Source organism: Pseudomonas sp. BO3-4, assembly GCF_034044115.1.
GTDB classification, from domain to species: domain Bacteria; phylum Pseudomonadota; class Gammaproteobacteria; order Pseudomonadales; family Pseudomonadaceae; genus Aquipseudomonas; species Aquipseudomonas alloputida.
In genome coordinates this window covers 1,197,655-1,216,964 of the sequence record NZ_CP139018.1, presented here as the reverse complement: position 1 = coordinate 1,216,964, position 19,310 = coordinate 1,197,655, and the positions used below count along the sequence as shown (strand labels likewise).

Here is a 19,310-nt window from a genome sequence, read left to right as displayed (position 1 = left end):
TACCCTTTGCGATCACCCCCGCTTTTCCCCCCTTGGCTTCAGGCGACATTTACTTATAGTATTGCGCCTTTCCCTATTTCGTCCGCCCCGTGCGGCTTACGCCGCAGGTCACCCCCGTTGTCAAAAAAACCATACGGTCGACCTGCATACCGTTGCAGATAAGGTAGTCACTCATGAGCGCTAGGCACTTTCTCTCCCTGCTGGACTTCACCACCGACGAATTGCTCGGGGTGATCCGCCGCGGCATCGAGCTGAAGGACCTGCGCAAGCGAGGCGTGCTGTTCGAACCGCTGAAGAACCGTGTGCTGGGCATGATCTTCGAAAAGTCCTCGACCCGTACCCGTGTGTCGTTCGAGGCCGGCATGATCCAGCTCGGCGGCCAGGCCATCTTCCTGTCGCCCCGCGACACCCAGCTGGGCCGCGGCGAGCCGATTGGTGACAGCGCCATCGTGCTGTCGAGCATGGTTGATGTGGTGATGATCCGTACCCACGCCCACAGCACCCTGACCGAGTTCGCCGCCAAGTCGCGTGTGCCCGTGATCAACGGCCTGTCCGACGAATCGCACCCGTGCCAACTGCTGGCCGACATGCAGACCTTCGTTGAACACCGCGGCTCGATTCAGGGCAAGACCGTGACCTGGATCGGCGATGGCTTCAACATGTGCAACTCCTATATCGAAGCCGCCAGGCAGTTCGATTTCCAGCTGCGCATCGCCTGCCCCGAAGGCTATGAGCCGGATCAACGCTTCATGGCACTGGGCGGTGACCGCGTGCAGATCATCCGGGATGCCAAGGAAGCTGTGCGTGATGCACACCTGGTGGTCACCGATGTCTGGACTTCCATGGGTCAGGAGGAGGAAACTGCACGGCGCCTGGCGCATTTCGCGCCTTACCAGGTCACCCGCGAACTGCTCGACCTGGCTGCACCCGATGTCCTCTTCATGCACTGCCTGCCCGCCCACCGTGGCGAGGAAATCAGCCAGGACCTGCTCGACGACCCACGTTCGGTCGCCTGGGACGAGGCTGAAAACCGCCTGCATGCACAGAAGGCGCTTCTCGAATTCCTTGTAGAACCGGCTTACCACCACGCATGAGTCAACCCCTACTGCTCAACCTGCGCAACCTCGCCTGCGGCTATGGCGACCAGCGCATCGTCCAGAACCTCAACCTGCACCTGAACGCAGGCGACATCGGTTGCCTGCTGGGTTCATCCGGTTGTGGCAAGACCACCACCCTGCGCGCCATCGCCGGTTTCGAGCCGGTGCACGAAGGTGAAATCCACCTGGCCGGTGAGGTCATTTCCCGGGCTGGCTTCACCCTGGCTCCGGAAAAGCGCCGCATCGGCATGGTATTTCAGGACTACGCGCTGTTCCCGCACCTGACCGTGGCGCAGAACATTGCCTTTGGTATCGCCAAACACCCACGCCAGGCCGCCGTCATCGAAGAGATGCTGGAGCTGGTCAAACTCGGCGGGCTGGGCGGGCGTTACCCGCATGAGCTGTCTGGCGGCCAGCAGCAACGTGTCGCCCTGGCCCGGGCGCTGGCGCCCGAGCCGCAACTGTTGCTGCTTGACGAGCCATTCTCCAACCTCGACGTGGAGCTGCGCCGGCGCCTGAGCCATGAGGTTCGCGATATTCTCAAAAGCCGCGGCACCAGCGCCATTCTGGTCACCCATGACCAGGAAGAAGCCTTTGCCGTCAGCGACCAGGTTGGCGTCTTCAAGGAAGGCCGCCTGGAACAGTGGGATACGCCCTATAACCTTTACCACGAACCGCAGACGCCATTCGTGGCGAGTTTCATCGGCCAGGGATACTTCATCCGTGGGCAAATGAGCAGCCACGAGGCAGTCAATACCGAAGTGGGTGAGCTGCGCGGTAACCGCGCCTACATCATGGCGCCGGGCAGTTCGGTGGATGTACTGCTGCGCCCGGATGATATCGTGCATGCACCTGGCAGCGCGCTCCTGGCAAACATCGTGGGCAAGAGTTTCCTTGGGGCATCCACGCTCTACCGCCTGCAGTTACCCACCGGCAGCCAGCTCGAAGCGATCTTCCCTAGCCATAACGACCACGAGGTCGGTGAGAATGTGGAGATTGCAGTGAAGGCCGATCACCTGGTGCTATTCCCGGTACCGGGTAGCGTTGCAGCACAGTTGCCACGCCAGGAGAATGGCGTGCGTCGATACAGTTCGGCGACGTGACTTCAGCGCCAGGGGGCCGCTTGGCGGCCCCCTGTTCTCAGCCTCGACCAATCCCGGCAAACGTGCCCTGCGTATACTCCGCCAGCACCGCCGCTGCCAACTCCACTTCCAGGCCACGCCTGCCGGCGCTGACATGGATAGTTGCAAAATTCTGCGCCGAGTCATCAATAAAGGTCCGCAGGCGCTTCTTCTGCCCCAGCGGGCTGATGCCGCCCACCAGGTAACCGGTCGCCCGCTGCGCCGCCGCCGGGTCGGCCATCTCGCACTTCTTCACGCCGGCAGCATGGGCCAGGGCCTTGAGGTCCAGGGTACCCACCACAGGCACAACCGCTACCAGCAATTCCCCTTTCTCGCTGCTTGCCAGCAACGTCTTGAACACCTGTTGCGGGTCGAGCCCGAGCTTTTCTGCCGCCTCCAGGCCATACGACGCCGACTTCGGGTCATGTTCATAACTGTGCACACGATGCTCGGCACGGTGCTTCTTCAACAAGTCTAGGGCGGGGGTCATGCAAGGGCTCCAGTCAGGGACGACTCGGCGGCTACTTTAGGACAATTCCCACATCCCAGCCACCGCACCGCAATCGCGCGCGTCTAGTACAGGGATCAGCAGCTGATTCTAGCGACCATATCGTGACTGACCGTTCACTTTCGACCTTTGACATCAGCGTTTCTTGTCTATATTTTTTCGTTTCTGAATAAACGATGCCCTTTTAAGGTGCATTTCCTACATCACCCGGGGTCAATGGGGATAGACACCGGGTTTTGCTGTCGAGCGCCACGCGCCTCACAACAAAAAAAACGAGGTCATACATGACGACTGCTCTGCGCCAACCCACACTGTCCAGCCAATGCCTGGCCGAGTTTCTCGGCACCGCCCTGCTTATCTTCTTCGGCACCGGCTGCGTTGCCGCGCTCAAGGTTGCCGGCGCCAGCTTCGGGCTTTGGGAAATCAGTATCATCTGGGGTGTGGGCGTCAGCATGGCCATCTACCTCACCGCCGGTATTTCCGGTGCGCACCTGAACCCAGCCGTGAGTATCGCCCTCACACTGTTCGCAGGGTTCGACAAGCGCAAGCTGCCCTTCTACATGCTGGCCCAGGTATGCGGCGCATTCTGTGGCGCAGCACTGGTCTACACGCTGTACAGCAACCTGTTCTTCGATTTCGAACAAGCCCACGCCATGCTGCGCGGTAGCGAAGGCAGCCTGGAGCTGGCCTCGGTGTTCTCCACCTACCCGCACCCGTCGCTGTCCACCAGCCAGGCGTTTCTGGTCGAAGTGGTGATCACTGCCATTCTGATGGCCGTGATCATGGCCCTGACCGACGACAACAACGGCCTGCCGCGCGGCGCCATGGCCCCGCTGCTGATCGGCCTGCTGATTGCAGTGATTGGCAGCGCCATGGGCCCATTGACTGGCTTTGCGATGAACCCGGCCCGCGATTTCGGGCCAAAACTCATGACCTTCCTGGCCGGTTGGGGCGAAATCGCCTTCACTGGCGGGCGGGATATTCCCTATTTCCTGGTTCCGGTATTTGCACCGATCCTTGGCGCCTGCTTGGGTGCAGCGAGCTATCGCGGCCTGATTGCACGCAACCTGCCAATGGCGCCTGCCGCGACCCCTGAGACAAATGACATTCGCCAGGGCGATACTCAAGCCAATTGATGCCGCCATCACGCACAGCCCTGACCCCCTATTCTTGCAAGGCCTACGACCATGACAGACACCCAGGATAAGAACTACATCATCGCCCTGGACCAGGGTACCACCAGCTCACGGGCGATCATTTTCGACGGTGACGCCAATGTTGTAGGTACCTCCCAACGCGAGTTCGCACAGCATTACCCGCAGGCGGGCTGGGTCGAGCATGACCCGATGGAGATTTTCGCCACACAAAGCGCCACCATGGTCGAGGCCCTTGCCCAGGCGGGTATCAGCCACGCCCAGGTCGCTGCGCTGGGCATCACCAACCAACGCGAAACCACGGTGGTGTGGGACAAGGAAACCGGACGCCCGGTGTACAACGCCATTGTCTGGCAGTGCCGCCGCAGCACCGAGATTTGTGCCCAGCTCAAGCGCGACGGCCACGAAGGCTACATTCGTGAAACCACCGGCCTGGTCACCGACCCGTATTTCTCCGGCACCAAGCTGAAGTGGATCCTCGACAATGTCGACGGCGCCCGTGAACGCGCCGAGCGTGGCGAACTGCTGTTCGGCACCATCGACACCTGGCTGATCTGGAAGTTTACGGGTGGCAAGGTTCACGTCACCGACTACACCAACGCCTCGCGCACGCTGATGTTCAACATCCACAGCCTGCAGTGGGACGACAAGCTGCTGCAGATCCTGGGCATCCCGCGGCAAATGCTGCCTGAGGTGCGCCCATCTTCGGAAGTGTACGGCCACACCAAGAGCGGCATTGCCATTGCTGGTATCGCCGGCGACCAGCAGTCGGCACTGTTCGGCCAGATGTGCGTTGAGCCGGGCCAAGCCAAGAATACCTACGGCACCGGCTGCTTCCTGTTGATGAACACGGGCGACCAAGCGGTGAAGTCGTCCCACGGCCTGCTCACTACCATTGCCTGCGGCCCGCGTGGTGAGGTGGCCTATGCACTGGAAGGCGCGGTATTCAATGGTGGCTCTACCGTGCAATGGCTGCGTGACGAACTGAAGATCGTCAACGACGCCCTGGATACCGAGTATTTCGCCAGCAAGGTCAAGGACAGCAACGGCGTGTACCTGGTGCCCGCCTTTACCGGCCTGGGTGCCCCGTACTGGGACCCGTATGCCCGTGGTGCGTTGTTCGGCCTGACACGTGGTGTCAAGGTGGACCACATTATTCGCGCCGCACTGGAGTCCATCGCCTACCAGACCCGCGATGTCCTCGACGCCATGCAGCAAGACTGTGGCCAGCGCTTGTCCGAGCTGCGCGTGGACGGTGGTGCAGTGGCCAACAACTTCCTCATGCAGTTCCAGGCCGACATCCTCGGCACCTGCGTCGAGCGGCCGCAGATGCGCGAAACCACGGCGCTGGGCGCCGCCTATCTGGCAGGCCTGGCCTGTGGCTTCTGGAGTGGCCTGGACGAGCTGCGCGACAAGGCGATCATCGAGCGTGAGTTCAGCCCGCAGTTGGACGAAACGCAGAAAGAAAAGCTGTATGCCGGCTGGAAGAAGGCGGTCGAGCGTACCCGTGACTGGGAAGATCACGAGGCATGATAGCTGTTGGGGCCGCCATGCGGCCCCAATCGTCCACTGGCCGTCATCCCCTTCCTACGGCATCATTGCAGAATTTGTCCGGCAGCCCCAAAGGACCGCCCATGAATCTGCCCCCTCGCCAACAACAAATCCTCGAACTGGTACGCGAACGCGGCTATGTCAGTATCGAGGAAATGGCGCAGCTGTTCGTTGTCACTCCCCAGACCATCCGACGCGACATCAACCAGCTTGCCGAGCTCAACCTGTTGCGTCGTTATCACGGCGGCGCGGCTTACGATTCGAGCATCGAGAACACCGCCTACGCCATGCGTGCCGACCAGATGCGCGACGAAAAGCAGCGCATTGCCGACGCCGTAGCCCGGCAGATTCCCGACCATGCGTCGCTGTTCATCAACATCGGCACCACCACCGAATCGATCGCACGGGCGCTGCTCAACCACAACCACCTGAAAGTCATCACCAACAACTTGCACGTGGCGGCGATCCTGGCCGCCAAGGACGATTTCGAAGTGCTGGTCGCGGGTGGCACGGTACGCCGTGATGGTGGTGTAGTCGGCCAGGCCAGTGTCGATTTCATTAACCAGTTCAAGGTCGACTTCGCCCTGGTGGGCATCAGCGGTATCGACGAGGATGGCAGCCTGCTCGATTTCGACTATCAGGAAGTGCGGGTGTCGCAAGCCATCATCGCCAATGCGCGGCAAGTGATCCTCGCGGCCGATTCCAGCAAGTTCGGGCGCAATGCCATGGTGCGTCTGGGCTCGATCGACCTGGTCGACTGCCTGGTGACCGACCAGACACCAACCCCCACCCTTACCCAATTGTTGAACCAGAACAAGATCAGGCTTGAGGTGGTTTGAGGGCTGGTGGGTGCATGCCGCCAGATGTGTGGCGGCCGTGAGATCAAGTGCGGCCCGCGCGGCGCATCGCGAGCGTGGCTCGCGCCTGCATCGGTTTCGGGCCAGTTATGCCTGAGACAGCCCCCCCCATAGCCAAAGCCACCCCCTAAATTTTCGGAAATGTTCACTTCGTTGTCATTTGATCAGTTTTTTCTATAGAGACTGACTGGCGACCGGCTTTCTGTTGCGCTAATATTTTCGCAAACGAACATCAATGTTCATATTCGATGTGAACAGCCCCAGGAGGCCTTGCCCGTGTCCCAGCCAGTTTCGTCCCAGCCCCCAACAGCCGACTGCTATGACCTTGTCGTGATCGGCGGTGGCATCAATGGCGTGGGCATCGCTGCCGACGCCGCTGGTCGCGGCTTGAAGGTCTTCCTTTGCGAAAAAGACGACCTGGCCCAACACACGTCGTCAGCCAGCAGCAAACTGATTCACGGTGGCCTGCGCTACCTGGAGCACTACGAGTTTCGCCTCGTACGCGAGGCCTTGGCTGAACGCGAAGTGCTGCTGGCCAAGGCCCCGCACATCGTCAAACCTATGCGCTTCGTGCTTCCGCACCGCCCGCACCTGCGCCCTGCATGGATGATCCGCGCCGGCCTGTTCCTCTACGACCACCTGGGCAAGCGCAAGCGCCTGGGCGCCTCGCGTAGCCTGCGCTTCGGCCCGGGCTACCCGCTGAAGCCGGCAATCACCCGCGGCTTCGAATACGCCGACTGCGCTGTCGATGACGCCCGCCTGGTAGTACTCAACGCCATGGCGGCCCGTGAGCTGGGCGCACACATCCACACCCGCACCCGCTGCTTGCGCGCCGAACGTGTAGAGGGCTTGTGGCAGGTAGAACTGCAGCACGCCGACGGTAGCCTCCAGACGATCCATACCCGCGCGCTGGTCAACGCCGCCGGCCCGTGGGTGGCCAGCTTCATCAAGGACGACCTCAAGCTCGATGCGCCTTACGGCATCCGCCTGATCCAGGGCAGCCACATTATCGTGCCGCGCCTGTATGAAGGTGAACATGCCTACATTCTGCAGAATGAAGACCAGCGCATCGTCTTCTGCATCCCGTACCTGGACCGCTTTACCCTGATCGGCACCACTGACCGGGAATACAGCGGCGACCCGGCCGCGGTCGCCATTACCGAGCAGGAAACACATTACCTGTTGAAGGTCGTCAATGAGCACTTCAACCACCAACTGAGCCAAGCCGACATCCTGCATACCTACTCCGGCGTTCGGCCGTTGTGCAACGATGAGTCGGACAACCCTTCGGCAGTGACCCGGGACTACACACTCGCCCTTTCGGCAGAAGCTGGCCAGGCACCGCTGCTGTCAGTGTTCGGTGGCAAGCTCACCACCTACCGCAAGCTGGCCGAATCGGCCATGGCTGAACTCAAGCCCTTCTTCACCCAGATGCGCGGCCCCTGGACCGCCAGTGCGCCACTGCCGGGCGCAGAGGGCATGACAACGGTACAGGCGCTGATCGATGCCGTACTGGCACGGTGCGGCTGGTTGCCTGTAGACCTGGCCAAACGCTGGGTGCTCACCTATGGCAGCCGTGTGTGGCGACTGCTCGATGGCGTTCACGGCCCCGAAGACCTCGGGCAGGCTATCGGGGCCGGGCTGTTCACCCGCGAGGTGGACTACCTGCTGGAAGAGGAATGGGCAGAGCAAACCGCTGACATTATCTGGCGTCGCACCAAGCTGGGCCTGTCGCTGACTGCACAGGAGCAGATGGCCCTGGAGGCGTATCTGCAGCAAGCCCGCAAGGTGCGCGCGAATAGCCGCGCAGCCTGATACCGACGGTGAAGCCCTCTTGATCCGTCAAGGGGGCGTATTCGCCCAACGCTCGTAGGCTTCACGCGCCAACCGCGCCAGCAATGCCCGCTCGCTGCGATCGAAATCAGCCTTCAGTGCTTCACAGCGTTGCAGAAACTCGTTTTCGCTGATCACTTGCTCATCTACCTGAGCCTGCAGGGCCTCCATCCGCTGGTGCAGTGGCTGTACCAGGTCTTCAAATCGCTGCGCATGAAACTCGCGCGCGTATTGCTCCCAGAAAGGCCGCTGTGCCAACGAGGCAATCAGGGCATCCGTCGACTCATTTTGCAGAACCGCGTCCTGGACCCGCAGCAGGTCGCTGGTGGTAACGTTTGCAAAACTTGGGTAGTGCATTTCGTCGAGCTCGATCGGCAAGCCCAACGGACGCGCAAGCCGCTGTCGGTAAAAAAGCCTTGTCTCGATTTCATCGATATGTGGGGCGTGCTCGGCATGCATGCGTTGCACGTGCAACGTCGCGTGGCGGTCGACCTCGTCCAGGCGAAACAAACCACGCGCCAGGCTCAGCAAACGAGCTTCCATCCGGCTGCCATGAGCATCTTCGACGGCGCGCAGCACCAGAACCCCAATTTCCATCTGCTCCAGCAACAGCAGCAGGCGGTCCTCACAACTGCGCCGGCCAGATGCCTCGAGAAACAATTGATGACGCAACTGCTCGTGCTGCTCACACGTTTCCAGAATCCGCCAGATTCGGCTGCGGTAATGCCCAGGGTGCTGTTCAAAGTCCTCGCCGTGGACGAAGTCTGCCAGAAAGCGGAACATTCCATCTGAATGCGGTTCCTCAAGCAGCGCTGTCCATATGGCCTGCTGGCGATCACGTTCAGCGTCGGCTGTGCTGTTGGCCCAGGTATTGAACAGGTCACTGTCAATGGCGCGATGGCGTGCGGACGCTGACCCCCACTGCCCTGGGGTTACACCTCGTGCCTCATCAAGCAGTAATGCGTCAGCTTCGCCAAGTGGATTATCGTGCAAGGACAACTGGTGCACCTGCAGGCGCAGCTGCTGCAACTCTCGGCGCAGCGTGCGAATGTTGTTGTTACGCACGTCCACATGGGCACGAAATGAAATCTGCTCAGGCAACGCCTCCAGGCCGGCAGAGCGCAAGTTGACTTCACGCAAATTGCCCAGGCGCGTCAGTACCGGCGCCCTTCCCAACGGGTTGTGGCTGAGGTCCAGGTACCGCAGCGCACTCATCCCGGCAAGACGCAATTCACCGGCCTCATCCATTATCACGCTGTTGCGACGCAGGTTTAGCTGCCGCAGGCGGGGCAAATGTTCAATGCCGTGAGGGATCGCAGTCAGGCGATTGCCGGACAGGTCGAGTTCAATCAGGTTGGGAAAACGGCGAAGAAAGTCCGCATTGATTTCACCAAGGCCCAGGTCACTGAGGATCAGCCGTCGCACATGATCAAAGCTCACCCCCTCCGGTAATTCGGGCAGACTCCCGATACGCTCTCCGCTGATGATCAGCGCGTAGTCCCCGGCCTCGTCGGTTATCTTGCGCCGCCAGCTTCGCCGTACGGCAGTAGCGACCCGACGGCGGCGTAGCGCGTCCAGTGGGTTACTGGCATCCCTGCGCCACTGGCGCAGGCTCTGACGCAGGCGCGCCAACTGCCCCGTGAGCTGGCTGTAGTGCTCCCACAACCCTACTCGCCGCTCCATGAGGTCAAGCAGATAGGCTTGTAGCTCCCCGTCTGTCATCGTCGGAAACACTTGGTGAATACCACGCCCTATGGCACGCCGACTGCTCTCGCCTCGCCCACTCAAGGCATACCCGATACGCCCATCTCCAAAACGGGTCGGGGGTCGCAGGCCAACACCCAGACGTGGCATGCCACAGAGCTCAGCCGCTTGGGTGCGATCCCCGGCAGCGGCCTCGATCAGCAACGAGCCCAGGGCGCCTGGACTGACAGCGGCATCGCCGAGATCGGCTGTCTGCGTCTCGTCCAGCGCAGCCAACAGTGCCGCCAGGTAGGGGCCGGATGTACCTTGACCGGCGTAGCGATAGCCGTCGCCGCGGCGCACGATACACCGTACATCCTGCGCAGACTCTGCGCCGATACCGGCCAGATACCGGCCACTCGGGCTACCTTCGCGCAGTTCGATGCGCAGGGTGTCCGGCCATTTCAGCTGACGCTCGAGCAAGCCCAAAGCCAGGCGTTCGGTGTCCGGATTGACGCAACGCGGCAGGCGCAAACCGGCACAGGCCCTGTCCAGACGGCTTTCGCGCAGCGACCATCGTGCACGCTCGGCCACTGCCAAAGGGATCCGCTGCGCGGTGCTGAGTGTATCGAGCTGCGCACCACTGCATTGCTGAAGCAGCTCACGAGTACAGCGAGCCGACAGGCCGGGGAAAGTGCGCCGCAATATCCGCTCGATGCCATTGGGCTGCACTTGCCGATCAGCAACGTACTGCGCCAGTCGCGGCGCGCTGAAGTCCGGGTGTAATTCATGTGCCTGATAAAGCTCCAGGGCATCGAGCAACCGTGCAGGTGCGCCCATGTGCTCAACGTGTAAACGGCGAATCTGCGCTTCACTCAGCCCTGTCACCTGGAGCAGGTAGTCGCATGTCGGTTCCGGTAGCTCTGCCAGGGGCGTACTCAGGCGGCGCACCAGGTTGGCCCGCCCTTCCCAGTACTGTGGAGTTTCGAGTTCATGGCGCCAGCCACCGGCGCCATTCTGCTCTATCGCCGGCCGGTAGGCCCTGGGACGACCAGGGTGCAGGATCCTGGAGCGACCATCCTGCGGATCCTCCATCACCCGATAACGCCCCTCATCGAGGTGCCATAACCATTCCTGTGCGCCAGCACCACGCAATGGTTGGGCATCGTAACCGGGCAGATCCGTGGCCATGAGCCTGACCTTGCCTGCGGAGGTGCACACCGGTGCCAAGTCATCCACGAAGGCCAGACGCTCAAGGGCACGCACGGCCACTTGGCTGCCGGCTGCGATCATCCCGCCGAGCACGACATTCTCGGCAACGTTGAACAGGTGGTTCAACGCCCCTTCGCGATCACCCATGCGCCAATCTTCATACCCTTCATACACTTCGTCAGCAATCTGAACCGCATTTGCCACCAGCAGCACTTCGCCAAGCACAGGCACGAAGGCCCCCGCCACATTCAGCAAGTTCATACCCAGCTCTTTGTAGCCCTGCATGCGCGCTTCGCGGTCTTCGTCATCTTCGACATCGGTGGGCACGGCGAGCACCTTGGCGTCATCCCTGATCTTGGCAAGGTGTTGCCGGCGCAGGTGTACGAACGGTGCGTCAGTGATCGGTGCAGAACGGGCGTCGAGTTCCACCCCGGCTGCCGATGCCTGCGCAACCCGTTCGTTCAATACCCGATAGAAATTGATGCGCTCACGCTCGGTAATGAAGCGCGCGAAAAAGCGCCGATAGGCCGGCGCACGGAAGCGCTTACCGAGGTACTTGTCGAGTGCATCCCAGCTGGCATGACGGGAGACGGGCTGATGAGGGTCATCGGGTACCCAGAGCACCACCGACTCCACTGCGCCCTCAGCTGACGGATGCACTTCCAGTGTCAGCACGCCTTGAACCGGGCGGCCCAGCAGGTACAACTGTCGGGGAACCACAGTGCCAACCAGCGCAGGCACCACCGGCTTTTCGGCAATAAGCGGCAACAGAAAAAAATACGTGCGCTCGTCAATGTCCTGTTTCAACGCAGCGACCCGCATCGCCACCTCGAAATGGGCCTTGAAACTCGCTTCGAACAGCCCGTGCAAGCGGGAAACGGCCTGGCCCGGCTCATCCTCCGGGCCATCTTCAGGCTGTAGATGGTGGGTGAGCAACGCCTGGTACTTGCCCCCTGCGTCAACCTCGCGACATGCGGAGGCAAACGCGTGGAAGCTCATCGGCAGGCGGTTACCGTTGCCATCGACCAGTTCACCTTTGAGCGTGAGCCCGGGGCGTGTCTCCCTGCGATGATAGTTATGCAGCGCCGCCTCCAGCAATGACCGCCTGGAACGACGAACATAGGTGGGCCGCAGCAGCACAGGCGAAGCGCTGGGCAGCAACAGCCGCTGCGAGACCCTTACCCTCCAGCCCGTCACGTCCGGGTTGCTGAAGCCGCTCTTGCGCAGTTTCGTTTTGAGCAACGCTGCTGCGTAGGCCTGCAAAGAAGGGATGGCCTGGAGGATCGGGCCAAGCCGCGCATTGCAGTTCGCCTGCCGCCGCAGGGCGTTTCGTAACGCATCGAGCCTTTCCGGTTGCGCGTGGTCGACTAGCCATCCAGGCAAGTTTTGGGCAATCAGGCTATCGATGGAATCGTTCGGGGGCCGGTGCGGTGACATCTGTGGAGCTCTCCAGGCAAAGAGCAGAGCACACTACGTCTGCGCCCTTGCCGCGCACTGCATAGTTACCACACGCGATATCTGGATGTGCGGCAACCCATGCGTTCGGATAACCGAACGAGCAAACGCTATTTATTCGGCCTGGCGAACCCCGGAGGGATGTCGAGACTGTCAAGCGCGAGCAATACAAGCGGTTTAAGGTCGACAGCAAGGCTTGGCACGAGTCATGCTCTACACTTGGTAGCCGAATGCACCCGCTTCTTGCTGTATTCGTTGAACGAAGAGTCCGCCAACGGCTCCATAAAAAAAACAAACACGTCGAGGAAAATTTGATGCGTATCGTTCGTCAATTGCTGGGCGCAGCCATCGCGGCTGCAGTCATCGCTTCGCCGGCCATGGCCGAGGAGCTCACCGGCACCCTGAAGAAGATCAAGGAATCGGGCACCATCACACTGGGGCACCGCGACTCCTCCATTCCATTTTCCTACCTGGCCGGCAAACCCGAGCCCGTCGGTTACTCGCATGACATCCAGCTGGCCGTCGTCGACGCGCTGAAAAAGCAACTGGGCACGGACATCAAGGTCCGTTACAACCTGGTCACCTCGCAAACCCGTATTCCGCTGGTGCAGAACGGCACCGTCGACCTGGAGTGCGGCTCCACCACCAACAACGTCGAGCGCCAGCAGCAAGTCGGCTTCTCGGTCGGCATCTTCGAAGTCGGTACCCGCCTGTTGACCAAGGTCAAGGACGGTCAGCCGGCATACAAAGACTTCCCGGACCTGGCCGGCAAGAACGTGGTGACCACCGCCGGTACCACCTCCGAGCGCATCCTCAAGGCGATGAACGCCGACAAGCAGATGAAGATGAACGTGATTTCCGCCAAGGACCACGGTGAAGCCTTCAACATGCTCGAAAGCGGCCGCGCTGTGGCCTTCATGATGGACGACGCCCTGCTCGCCGGTGAAATGGCCAAGGCGCGCAAGCCAGCGGACTGGGTCATCACCGGTACGCCACAGTCGTACGAAATCTACGGCTGCATGGTGCGCAAGGAAGACGCTGCGTTCAAGAAAGCGGTCGACGACGCCATCGTGGCCTACTTCAAGTCGGGCGAAGTCAACAAAAGCTACGACAAGTGGTTCCAGCAGCCGATTCCACCAAAGGGCCTGAACCTCCAGTTCCCGATGAGCGACGAGCTGAAAAAACTGATCGCCGAGCCGACCGACAAGGCTGCGGACGAGAAGAAGTCCTGATCCTCAGTAAATAGTGGCCTGGTGCTCACGAGCACGAATCAATTCTGCAGGCCACTCATTAGTGTCTAACCTTTCATCCGAGGGCGCCTTGCGCCCCCGGATGCTCGAAGGTGCCCGTGAAACAACCGTCTGAGGGGAAATCCCGATGAATTACAACTGGGACTGGGGCGTGTTCTTCAAGTCCACCGGCGTGGGCAGCGAAACCTATCTGGACTGGTACATCACCGGCCTGGGCTGGACCATCGCCATCGCCATCACCGCCTGGATCATCGCGCTGCTGCTGGGGTCAGTCCTCGGTGTCATGCGCACCGTACCGAACCGCCTGGTATCGGGTATCGCCACCGCCTACGTGGAACTGTTCCGCAACGTGCCCCTGCTGGTGCAACTGTTCATCTGGTACTTCCTGGTGCCGGACCTGTTGCCAGAAGGCTTGCAGGAATGGTTCAAGCAGGACCTCAACCCGACCACTTCAGCGCTGATCAGTGTGGTCGTCTGCCTGGGCCTGTTCACCGCCGCGCGCGTCTGTGAGCAAGTGCGTACCGGTATCCAGGCGCTGCCCAAAGGCCAGGAAGCTGCCGCCCGCGCCATGGGCTTCAGCCTTCCGCAGATCTACAACAATGTGCTGCTGCCGCAGGCCTACCGGATCATCATTCCGCCGCTCACCTCCGAGTTCCTCAACGTGTTCAAGAACTCCTCGGTGGCGTCGCTGATCGGCCTGATGGAGCTGCTGGCGCAGACCAAACAGACCGCAGAGTTTTCCGCCAACCTGTTCGAGGCGTTCACTTTGGCCACGCTGATCTACTTCACCCTGAACATGGGCCTGATGCTGCTCATGCGCATGGTCGAGAAGAAAGTCGCCGTGCCTGGCCTGATTTCCGTGGGGGGCAAGTAAATGGAAATGGATTTCAGCGAAATCATCCCTGCCCTGCCTGCCCTCTGGGAGGGCATGGTCATGACCCTCAAACTGATGGTCATGGGTGTCATCGGCGGTATCGTGCTGGGCACCATCCTGGCCCTGATGCGCCTGTCGTCAAGCAAACTGCTGTCGAACCTGGCCGGTGCCTACGTCAACTACTTCCGCTCGATCCCGCTGCTGCTGGTGATCACCTGGTTCTACCTGGCGGTGCCGTTCGTGCTCCGCTGGATCACCGGCGAAGATACCCCGGTGGGTGCCTTCACCTCCTGCGTGGTCGCCTTCATGATGTTCGAGGCCGCGTATTTCTGCGAAATCGTCCGCGCCGGTGTGCAGTCGATCTCCAAGGGCCAGATGGGCGCCGCACAAGCGCTGGGCATGAACTACGCGCAGACCATGCGCCTGATCATCCTGCCCCAGGCCTTCCGCAAGATGACCCCGCTGCTGCTGCAGCAGAGCATCATCCTGTTCCAGGACACCTCGCTGGTATACACCGTGGGCCTGGTCGACTTCCTCAACTCGGCACGCTCCAACGGCGACATCATCGGGCGCTCCCATGAGTTCCTGATCTTCGCCGGCGTCGTCTACTTCCTCATCAGCTTCTCCGCTTCGTGGCTGGTCAAGCGCCTGCAAAAAAGGATCACCGTATGATTTCCATCAAGAACGTCAACAAGTGGTACGGCGACTTCCAGGTACTGACCGACTGCAGCACCGAGGTCAAGAAAGGTGAGGTGGTGGTGGTCTGTGGCCCGTCGGGCTCGGGCAAGTCCACCCTGATCAAGTGCGTCAACGCGCTGGAGCCGTTCCAAAAGGGCGACATCGTGGTCGATGGCACTTCGATTGCCGACCCGAAGACCAACCTGCCCAAGCTGCGCTCGCGCGTGGGCATGGTGTTCCAGCACTTCGAGCTGTTCCCGCACCTGACCATCACCGAGAACCTGACCATTGCCCAGCGCAAGGTGCTGGGCCGCAGCGAGGCGGAAGCCACCAAGAAGGGCCTGGCGCTGCTCGAGCGTGTAGGCCTCAGTGCCCATGCCAAGAAACACCCCGGCCAGCTCTCCGGTGGCCAGCAGCAGCGCGTGGCCATCGCCCGCGCCCTGGCGATGGACCCGATCGTCATGCTGTTCGACGAACCCACCTCGGCACTGGACCCGGAAATGGTCAGCGAGGTACTGGACGTGATGGTTCGACTGGCCCAAGAAGGCATGACCATGATGTGCGTAACCCACGAGATGGGCTTTGCCCGCAAAGTCGCCAACCGGGTCATTTTCATGGACAAGGGCAGTATCATCGAAGACTGCACCAAGGAAGCGTTCTTCGGTGACCAGAGCGCCCGCGACCAGCGCACCCAGCACTTCCTCAGCAAGATCCTGCAGCACTGACCCGGCCACAGCTTCCGCTGCCACGGACCCACCAGGCAGCGGAAGCTGGTCGTAACAAGGCCACTGTGATGAAATGCGATCCCTCGCTACTTCGCCCTGCCAAGCCTGCCGTGAATTCCCGCCTGATCCGTCAATTGCTGTTACCACCACTGATCATCCTGCTGATGGTCGGCCTGGGAATGGCTGGCTACCTGATCAGCGAGAGCAATGGTATCCGCACCCTCAGCGAAAACGGCGAACGCCAGCTGGAGCTGCACGCACGCACGGTCGAAAGCGAAATCAGCAAGTACACCTACTTGCCGAGCCTGCTGGAGCTGGAAGACAGCGTCTCGCACCTGCTCACCGACCCGGACGGCGCCTCACGCCAGACGGTCAACGAATACCTTGAAGGCCTGAACCGTCGCAGTCGCAGTCGGGCCATCTTCGTCCTCGACACCAATGGCCGGGTACAGGCCACCAGCAACTGGCGCGATGCCGACTCGTTCCTGGGTGAAGACCTGTCGTTCCGCGCCTACTTCCAGACTGCCGTGCGCGGCGAGCCAGGACGGTTCTACGGCATCGGCAGTACCACTGGCGAGGCTGGCTATTACCTGGCCCATGGACTGGAGGAGCACGGCAAGATCATAGGCGTTGCGGTGATCAAGGTGCGCCTGGACACCCTCGAGGAGCGCTGGCAGCGTGCCCGCCTGGAGGCGTTCGTCAGCGACGAGAATGGCATCATCATTCTCTCCAGCGACCCGGCCCGGCGTCTTAAGTCGGTGCGCCCGCTGACCCCGCAAATCAAGGAGCGCCTGGCGCGAAGCCTGCAGTACTACTGGTGGCCGCTGAACGAATTGCAGCCTCTGGCCCGGGAAACCCTGGCCGATGGTGTGGAAAAGCTGACCTTCCCGGCCAACACCGAAACCGCTCATGGCAAACCGCACGAAGTGGCCTACCTGGCGCAAACCAGGCGCCTGGTCGACACGCCCTGGCATTTCACCCTGCTGACCCCACTGCAGGACCTGCGTCGCGAATCCATGGTGCAGGGCATTCTGGTGGGCGTGGCCTTTGCCTTGCTGGCGATCCTCGGCATTGCCTGGAACGAGCGGCGCAAAGTGATCGCCACACGCCTGGCGGCCCGCGAAGCCCTTGAAGAGGCCAACAGCCAGCTGGAGCGGCGGATTGCCGAACGCACCGCCGACCTGCGCGCCAGCAACGAACGCCTCAAGGGCCAGATTCGCGAGCGCCGGCATGCCGAACAGACCTTGCGCCACGCCCAGGATGAGCTGGTGCAAGCAGGTAAGCTGGCCGCCATCGGGCAAATGTCTACCAGCATTGCCCACGAGCTGAACCAACCCTTGGCTGCGCTGCGCACCTTGTCTGGCAATACGGTGCGCTTCCTTGAGCGCGGGGCGCTGGAAACCGCCAGCACCAACCTGCGCACCATGAATGACCTGATCGACCGCATGGGCCGCATCACCGCCAGCCTGCGCTCGTTCGCCCGGCGCGGCGATGACAGCGGCCAGGCTTCACTGGCCAAGGCGGTAGAGGCCACCCTGCAGGTGCTGGCCAACCGCGTCAGTGCCTGTCACTTGCAATTGCACCACCAGTTCGAGGACCAGCAACTGGCCATCGACCAGACCCGCCTGGAGCAGATTCTGGTCAACCTGATCGGCAACGCCCTTGACGCGATGGCCGCGCAACCGCAGCCTGAGCTGTGGCTGGAAGGCGAGTTGCAGGGCGACAAGTACCGTTTGCAGGTGCGCGACAACGGCCACGGCATTGACGCCGAAGCGCGCAAGCACCTGTTCGAACCCTTCTTTACCACCAAACCGGGCGAGCATGGCCTGGGCCTGGGCCTGACCTTGTCGGCTTCCCTTGCCGCCGCCGCCAAGGGAAGCCTCAACGTCGAGCATCCCGCCACCGGCGGCACAGCCTTCGTCCTGGCCTTGCCCCTGGTTTCCCCCCCTAGCGAATCGGCAGAGCATCCATGAACCAAGCGCCTCTTACCGTCCTGATCGTCGAAGACGACCCGCATGTGCTGCTCGGCTGCCAGCAGGCGCTGGCCCTGGAGGATATCGCCTGCGAGGGCGTGGGCAGCGCCGAACAGGCGCTGGAGCGCATTGGCGACGATTTCGCCGGCATTGTCGTCAGCGATATCCGCTTGCCGGGTATTGATGGCCTGGAGCTGCTCAATCGCCTCAAGGCCCGTGACCGCAGCCTGCCGGTGGTGCTGATCACTGGCCATGGCGATATCGACATGGCCGTCGGCGCCATGCGTAACGGCGCCTACGACTTCATGGAAAAACCGTTCTCCCCCGAGCGCCTGGTCGATGTGGTACGCCGCGCGCTGGAACAGCGCGGGCTGTCACGCGAAGTGGTGGCCCTGCGCCGCCAACTGGCCGAGCAGAGCAGTCTGGAGGGACGCATCATTGGTCGCTCACCGGCCATGGAGCACTTACGCGAACTGATCGCCAACGTCGCCGACACCTCAGCCAACGTGCTGATCGAAGGTGAGACCGGCACCGGCAAAGAGCTGGTCGCGCGCTGCCTGCACGACTTCAGCCGTCGCCAGAGCCACCCGTTCGTGGCACTGAACTGTGGCGGCCTGCCGGAAAACCTGTTTGAAAGCGAGATATTCGGCCACGAGGCCAACGCCTTCACCGGAGCCGGCAAACGCCGCATCGGCAAAATCGAACACGCCAATGGCGGCACGCTGTTCCTCGATGAAGTGGAGAGCATGCCGATCAACCTGCAGATCAAGCTGCTGCGCGTGCTGCAGGAGCGCACCCTGGAGCGATTGGGCTCGAACCAGAGCATCCCGGTGGATTGCCGGGTGATCGCCGCGACGAAGGCCGACCTCGATGCCTTGGGCCAGAGCGGCCAGTTCCGCAGCGACCTGTATTACCGGCTGAACGTGGTCACCCTGGAGCTGCCGCCGCTGCGTGAGCGCCGTGAAGACATCCTGCAGTTGTTCGAACATTTCCTGCAGCAGTCGGCCCTGCGCTTCGACCGCGAAACACCGACACTGGACAGCCAGACCCTGTCGCGCCTGATGGCCCATGACTGGCCGGGTAACGTGCGCGAGTTGCGCAACGTGGCCGAACGCTATGCCCTCGGCCTGCCAGCCTTCAAGAAAGGCCCCAGCGGAGGTGCCAACCAAGGCCTGCTTTTTGCCGAGGCGGTGGAAGCATTCGAACGCAACCTGCTCACTGATGCCCTGCAACGCACGGGCGGCAACCTGAGCCAGGCCAGCCAGGAGCTGGGCATGGCCAAGACCACGCTGTTCGACAAAGTGAAAAAATACGGCCTCGCCTGACTGAACCCAAACTG

At 61.6% G+C, this 19,310-nt stretch carries 14 protein-coding genes; 12 read left to right on the top strand and 2 right to left on the bottom strand.

Translation table 11 applies throughout. The annotated features are described in order from the left end of the window. Positions 1-173: 173 nt before the first annotated feature. A complete protein-coding gene (gene argF / locus REH59_RS05535; protein ID WP_012051394.1) occupies positions 174-1,094 on the top strand; it encodes an ornithine carbamoyltransferase in 921 nt (306 codons plus the stop codon). After that, a complete protein-coding gene (locus REH59_RS05530; protein ID WP_003254955.1) occupies positions 1,091-2,200 on the top strand; it encodes an ABC transporter ATP-binding protein in 1,110 nt (369 codons plus the stop codon). The genes argF and REH59_RS05530 overlap by 4 nt, the downstream gene beginning before the upstream one ends. A gap of 37 nt (positions 2,201-2,237) precedes the next feature. On the opposite strand, the gene ybaK is transcribed toward REH59_RS05530, so the two are convergent. After that, positions 2,238-2,708, bottom strand: a complete 471-nt coding sequence (gene ybaK / locus REH59_RS05525; RefSeq protein WP_003254957.1) for a Cys-tRNA(Pro) deacylase — start codon at positions 2,706-2,708, stop codon at positions 2,238-2,240. A gap of 302 nt (positions 2,709-3,010) precedes the next feature. Here ybaK and REH59_RS05520 point away from each other — a divergent pair, with 302 nt between their 5' ends. The 4 genes from REH59_RS05520 (at position 3,011) to glpD (ending at position 8,103) form a co-directional block, all read left to right on the top strand. Continuing rightward, positions 3,011-3,862 carry an MIP/aquaporin family protein gene (locus REH59_RS05520; RefSeq protein WP_003254959.1) on the top strand — a complete coding sequence of 284 codons (852 nt, stop codon included), beginning with the start codon at positions 3,011-3,013 and terminating at the stop codon, positions 3,860-3,862. A 51-nt stretch (positions 3,863-3,913) separates the two neighbouring features. Then, the gene (gene glpK, locus REH59_RS05515) at positions 3,914-5,413 is read left to right on the top strand and encodes a glycerol kinase GlpK (protein WP_014861389.1); all 1,500 of its coding nucleotides are present in this window, start codon (positions 3,914-3,916) and stop codon (positions 5,411-5,413) included. Between the two features lie 101 nt (positions 5,414-5,514). Continuing rightward, on the top strand, positions 5,515-6,270 hold the full coding sequence (gene glpR, locus REH59_RS05510) for a DNA-binding transcriptional repressor GlpR (protein WP_003254962.1): 756 nt from the start codon (positions 5,515-5,517) through the stop codon (positions 6,268-6,270). Positions 6,271-6,564: 294 nt separating this feature from the next. Continuing rightward, positions 6,565-8,103: a glycerol-3-phosphate dehydrogenase gene (glpD, locus tag REH59_RS05505; RefSeq protein ID WP_003254964.1), complete on the top strand. Its 1,539-nt coding sequence runs from the start codon at positions 6,565-6,567 to the stop codon at positions 8,101-8,103. Between the two features lie 27 nt (positions 8,104-8,130). On the opposite strand, the gene REH59_RS05500 is transcribed toward glpD, so the two are convergent. Further along, positions 8,131-12,453 carry an NEL-type E3 ubiquitin ligase domain-containing protein gene (locus REH59_RS05500; protein WP_320450405.1) on the bottom strand — a complete coding sequence of 1,441 codons (4,323 nt, stop codon included), beginning with the start codon at positions 12,451-12,453 and terminating at the stop codon, positions 8,131-8,133. Positions 12,454-12,785: 332 nt separating this feature from the next. On the opposite strand from REH59_RS05500, the gene REH59_RS05495 reads away from it, so the two are divergent. The 6 genes from REH59_RS05495 to REH59_RS05470 all read left to right on the top strand — a co-directional run bounded on the left by REH59_RS05495 (position 12,786) and on the right by REH59_RS05470 (position 19,296). After that, positions 12,786-13,703 carry a glutamate/aspartate ABC transporter substrate-binding protein gene (locus REH59_RS05495; protein ID WP_012051389.1) on the top strand — a complete coding sequence of 306 codons (918 nt, stop codon included), beginning with the start codon at positions 12,786-12,788 and terminating at the stop codon, positions 13,701-13,703. A gap of 145 nt (positions 13,704-13,848) precedes the next feature. Beyond that, positions 13,849-14,595, top strand: coding sequence for an amino acid ABC transporter permease (locus REH59_RS05490; protein ID WP_014861387.1), 747 nt, complete (start codon positions 13,849-13,851; stop codon positions 14,593-14,595). After that, the gene (locus tag REH59_RS05485) at positions 14,596-15,267 is read left to right on the top strand and encodes an amino acid ABC transporter permease (RefSeq protein WP_012051387.1); all 672 of its coding nucleotides are present in this window, start codon (positions 14,596-14,598) and stop codon (positions 15,265-15,267) included. It abuts the gene before it with no gap. After that, positions 15,264-15,998: an amino acid ABC transporter ATP-binding protein gene (locus REH59_RS05480; protein ID WP_014861386.1), complete on the top strand. Its 735-nt coding sequence runs from the start codon at positions 15,264-15,266 to the stop codon at positions 15,996-15,998. The genes REH59_RS05485 and REH59_RS05480 overlap by 4 nt, the downstream gene beginning before the upstream one ends. A gap of 68 nt (positions 15,999-16,066) precedes the next feature. Continuing rightward, entirely contained in the window at positions 16,067-17,971 is a 1,905-nt protein-coding gene (locus tag REH59_RS05475) for a sensor histidine kinase (protein ID WP_014861385.1), read from the top strand. Between the two features lie 47 nt (positions 17,972-18,018). Next, a complete protein-coding gene (locus REH59_RS05470; protein WP_230678104.1) occupies positions 18,019-19,296 on the top strand; it encodes a sigma-54-dependent transcriptional regulator in 1,278 nt (425 codons plus the stop codon). Positions 19,297-19,310: the final 14 nt, after the last annotated feature.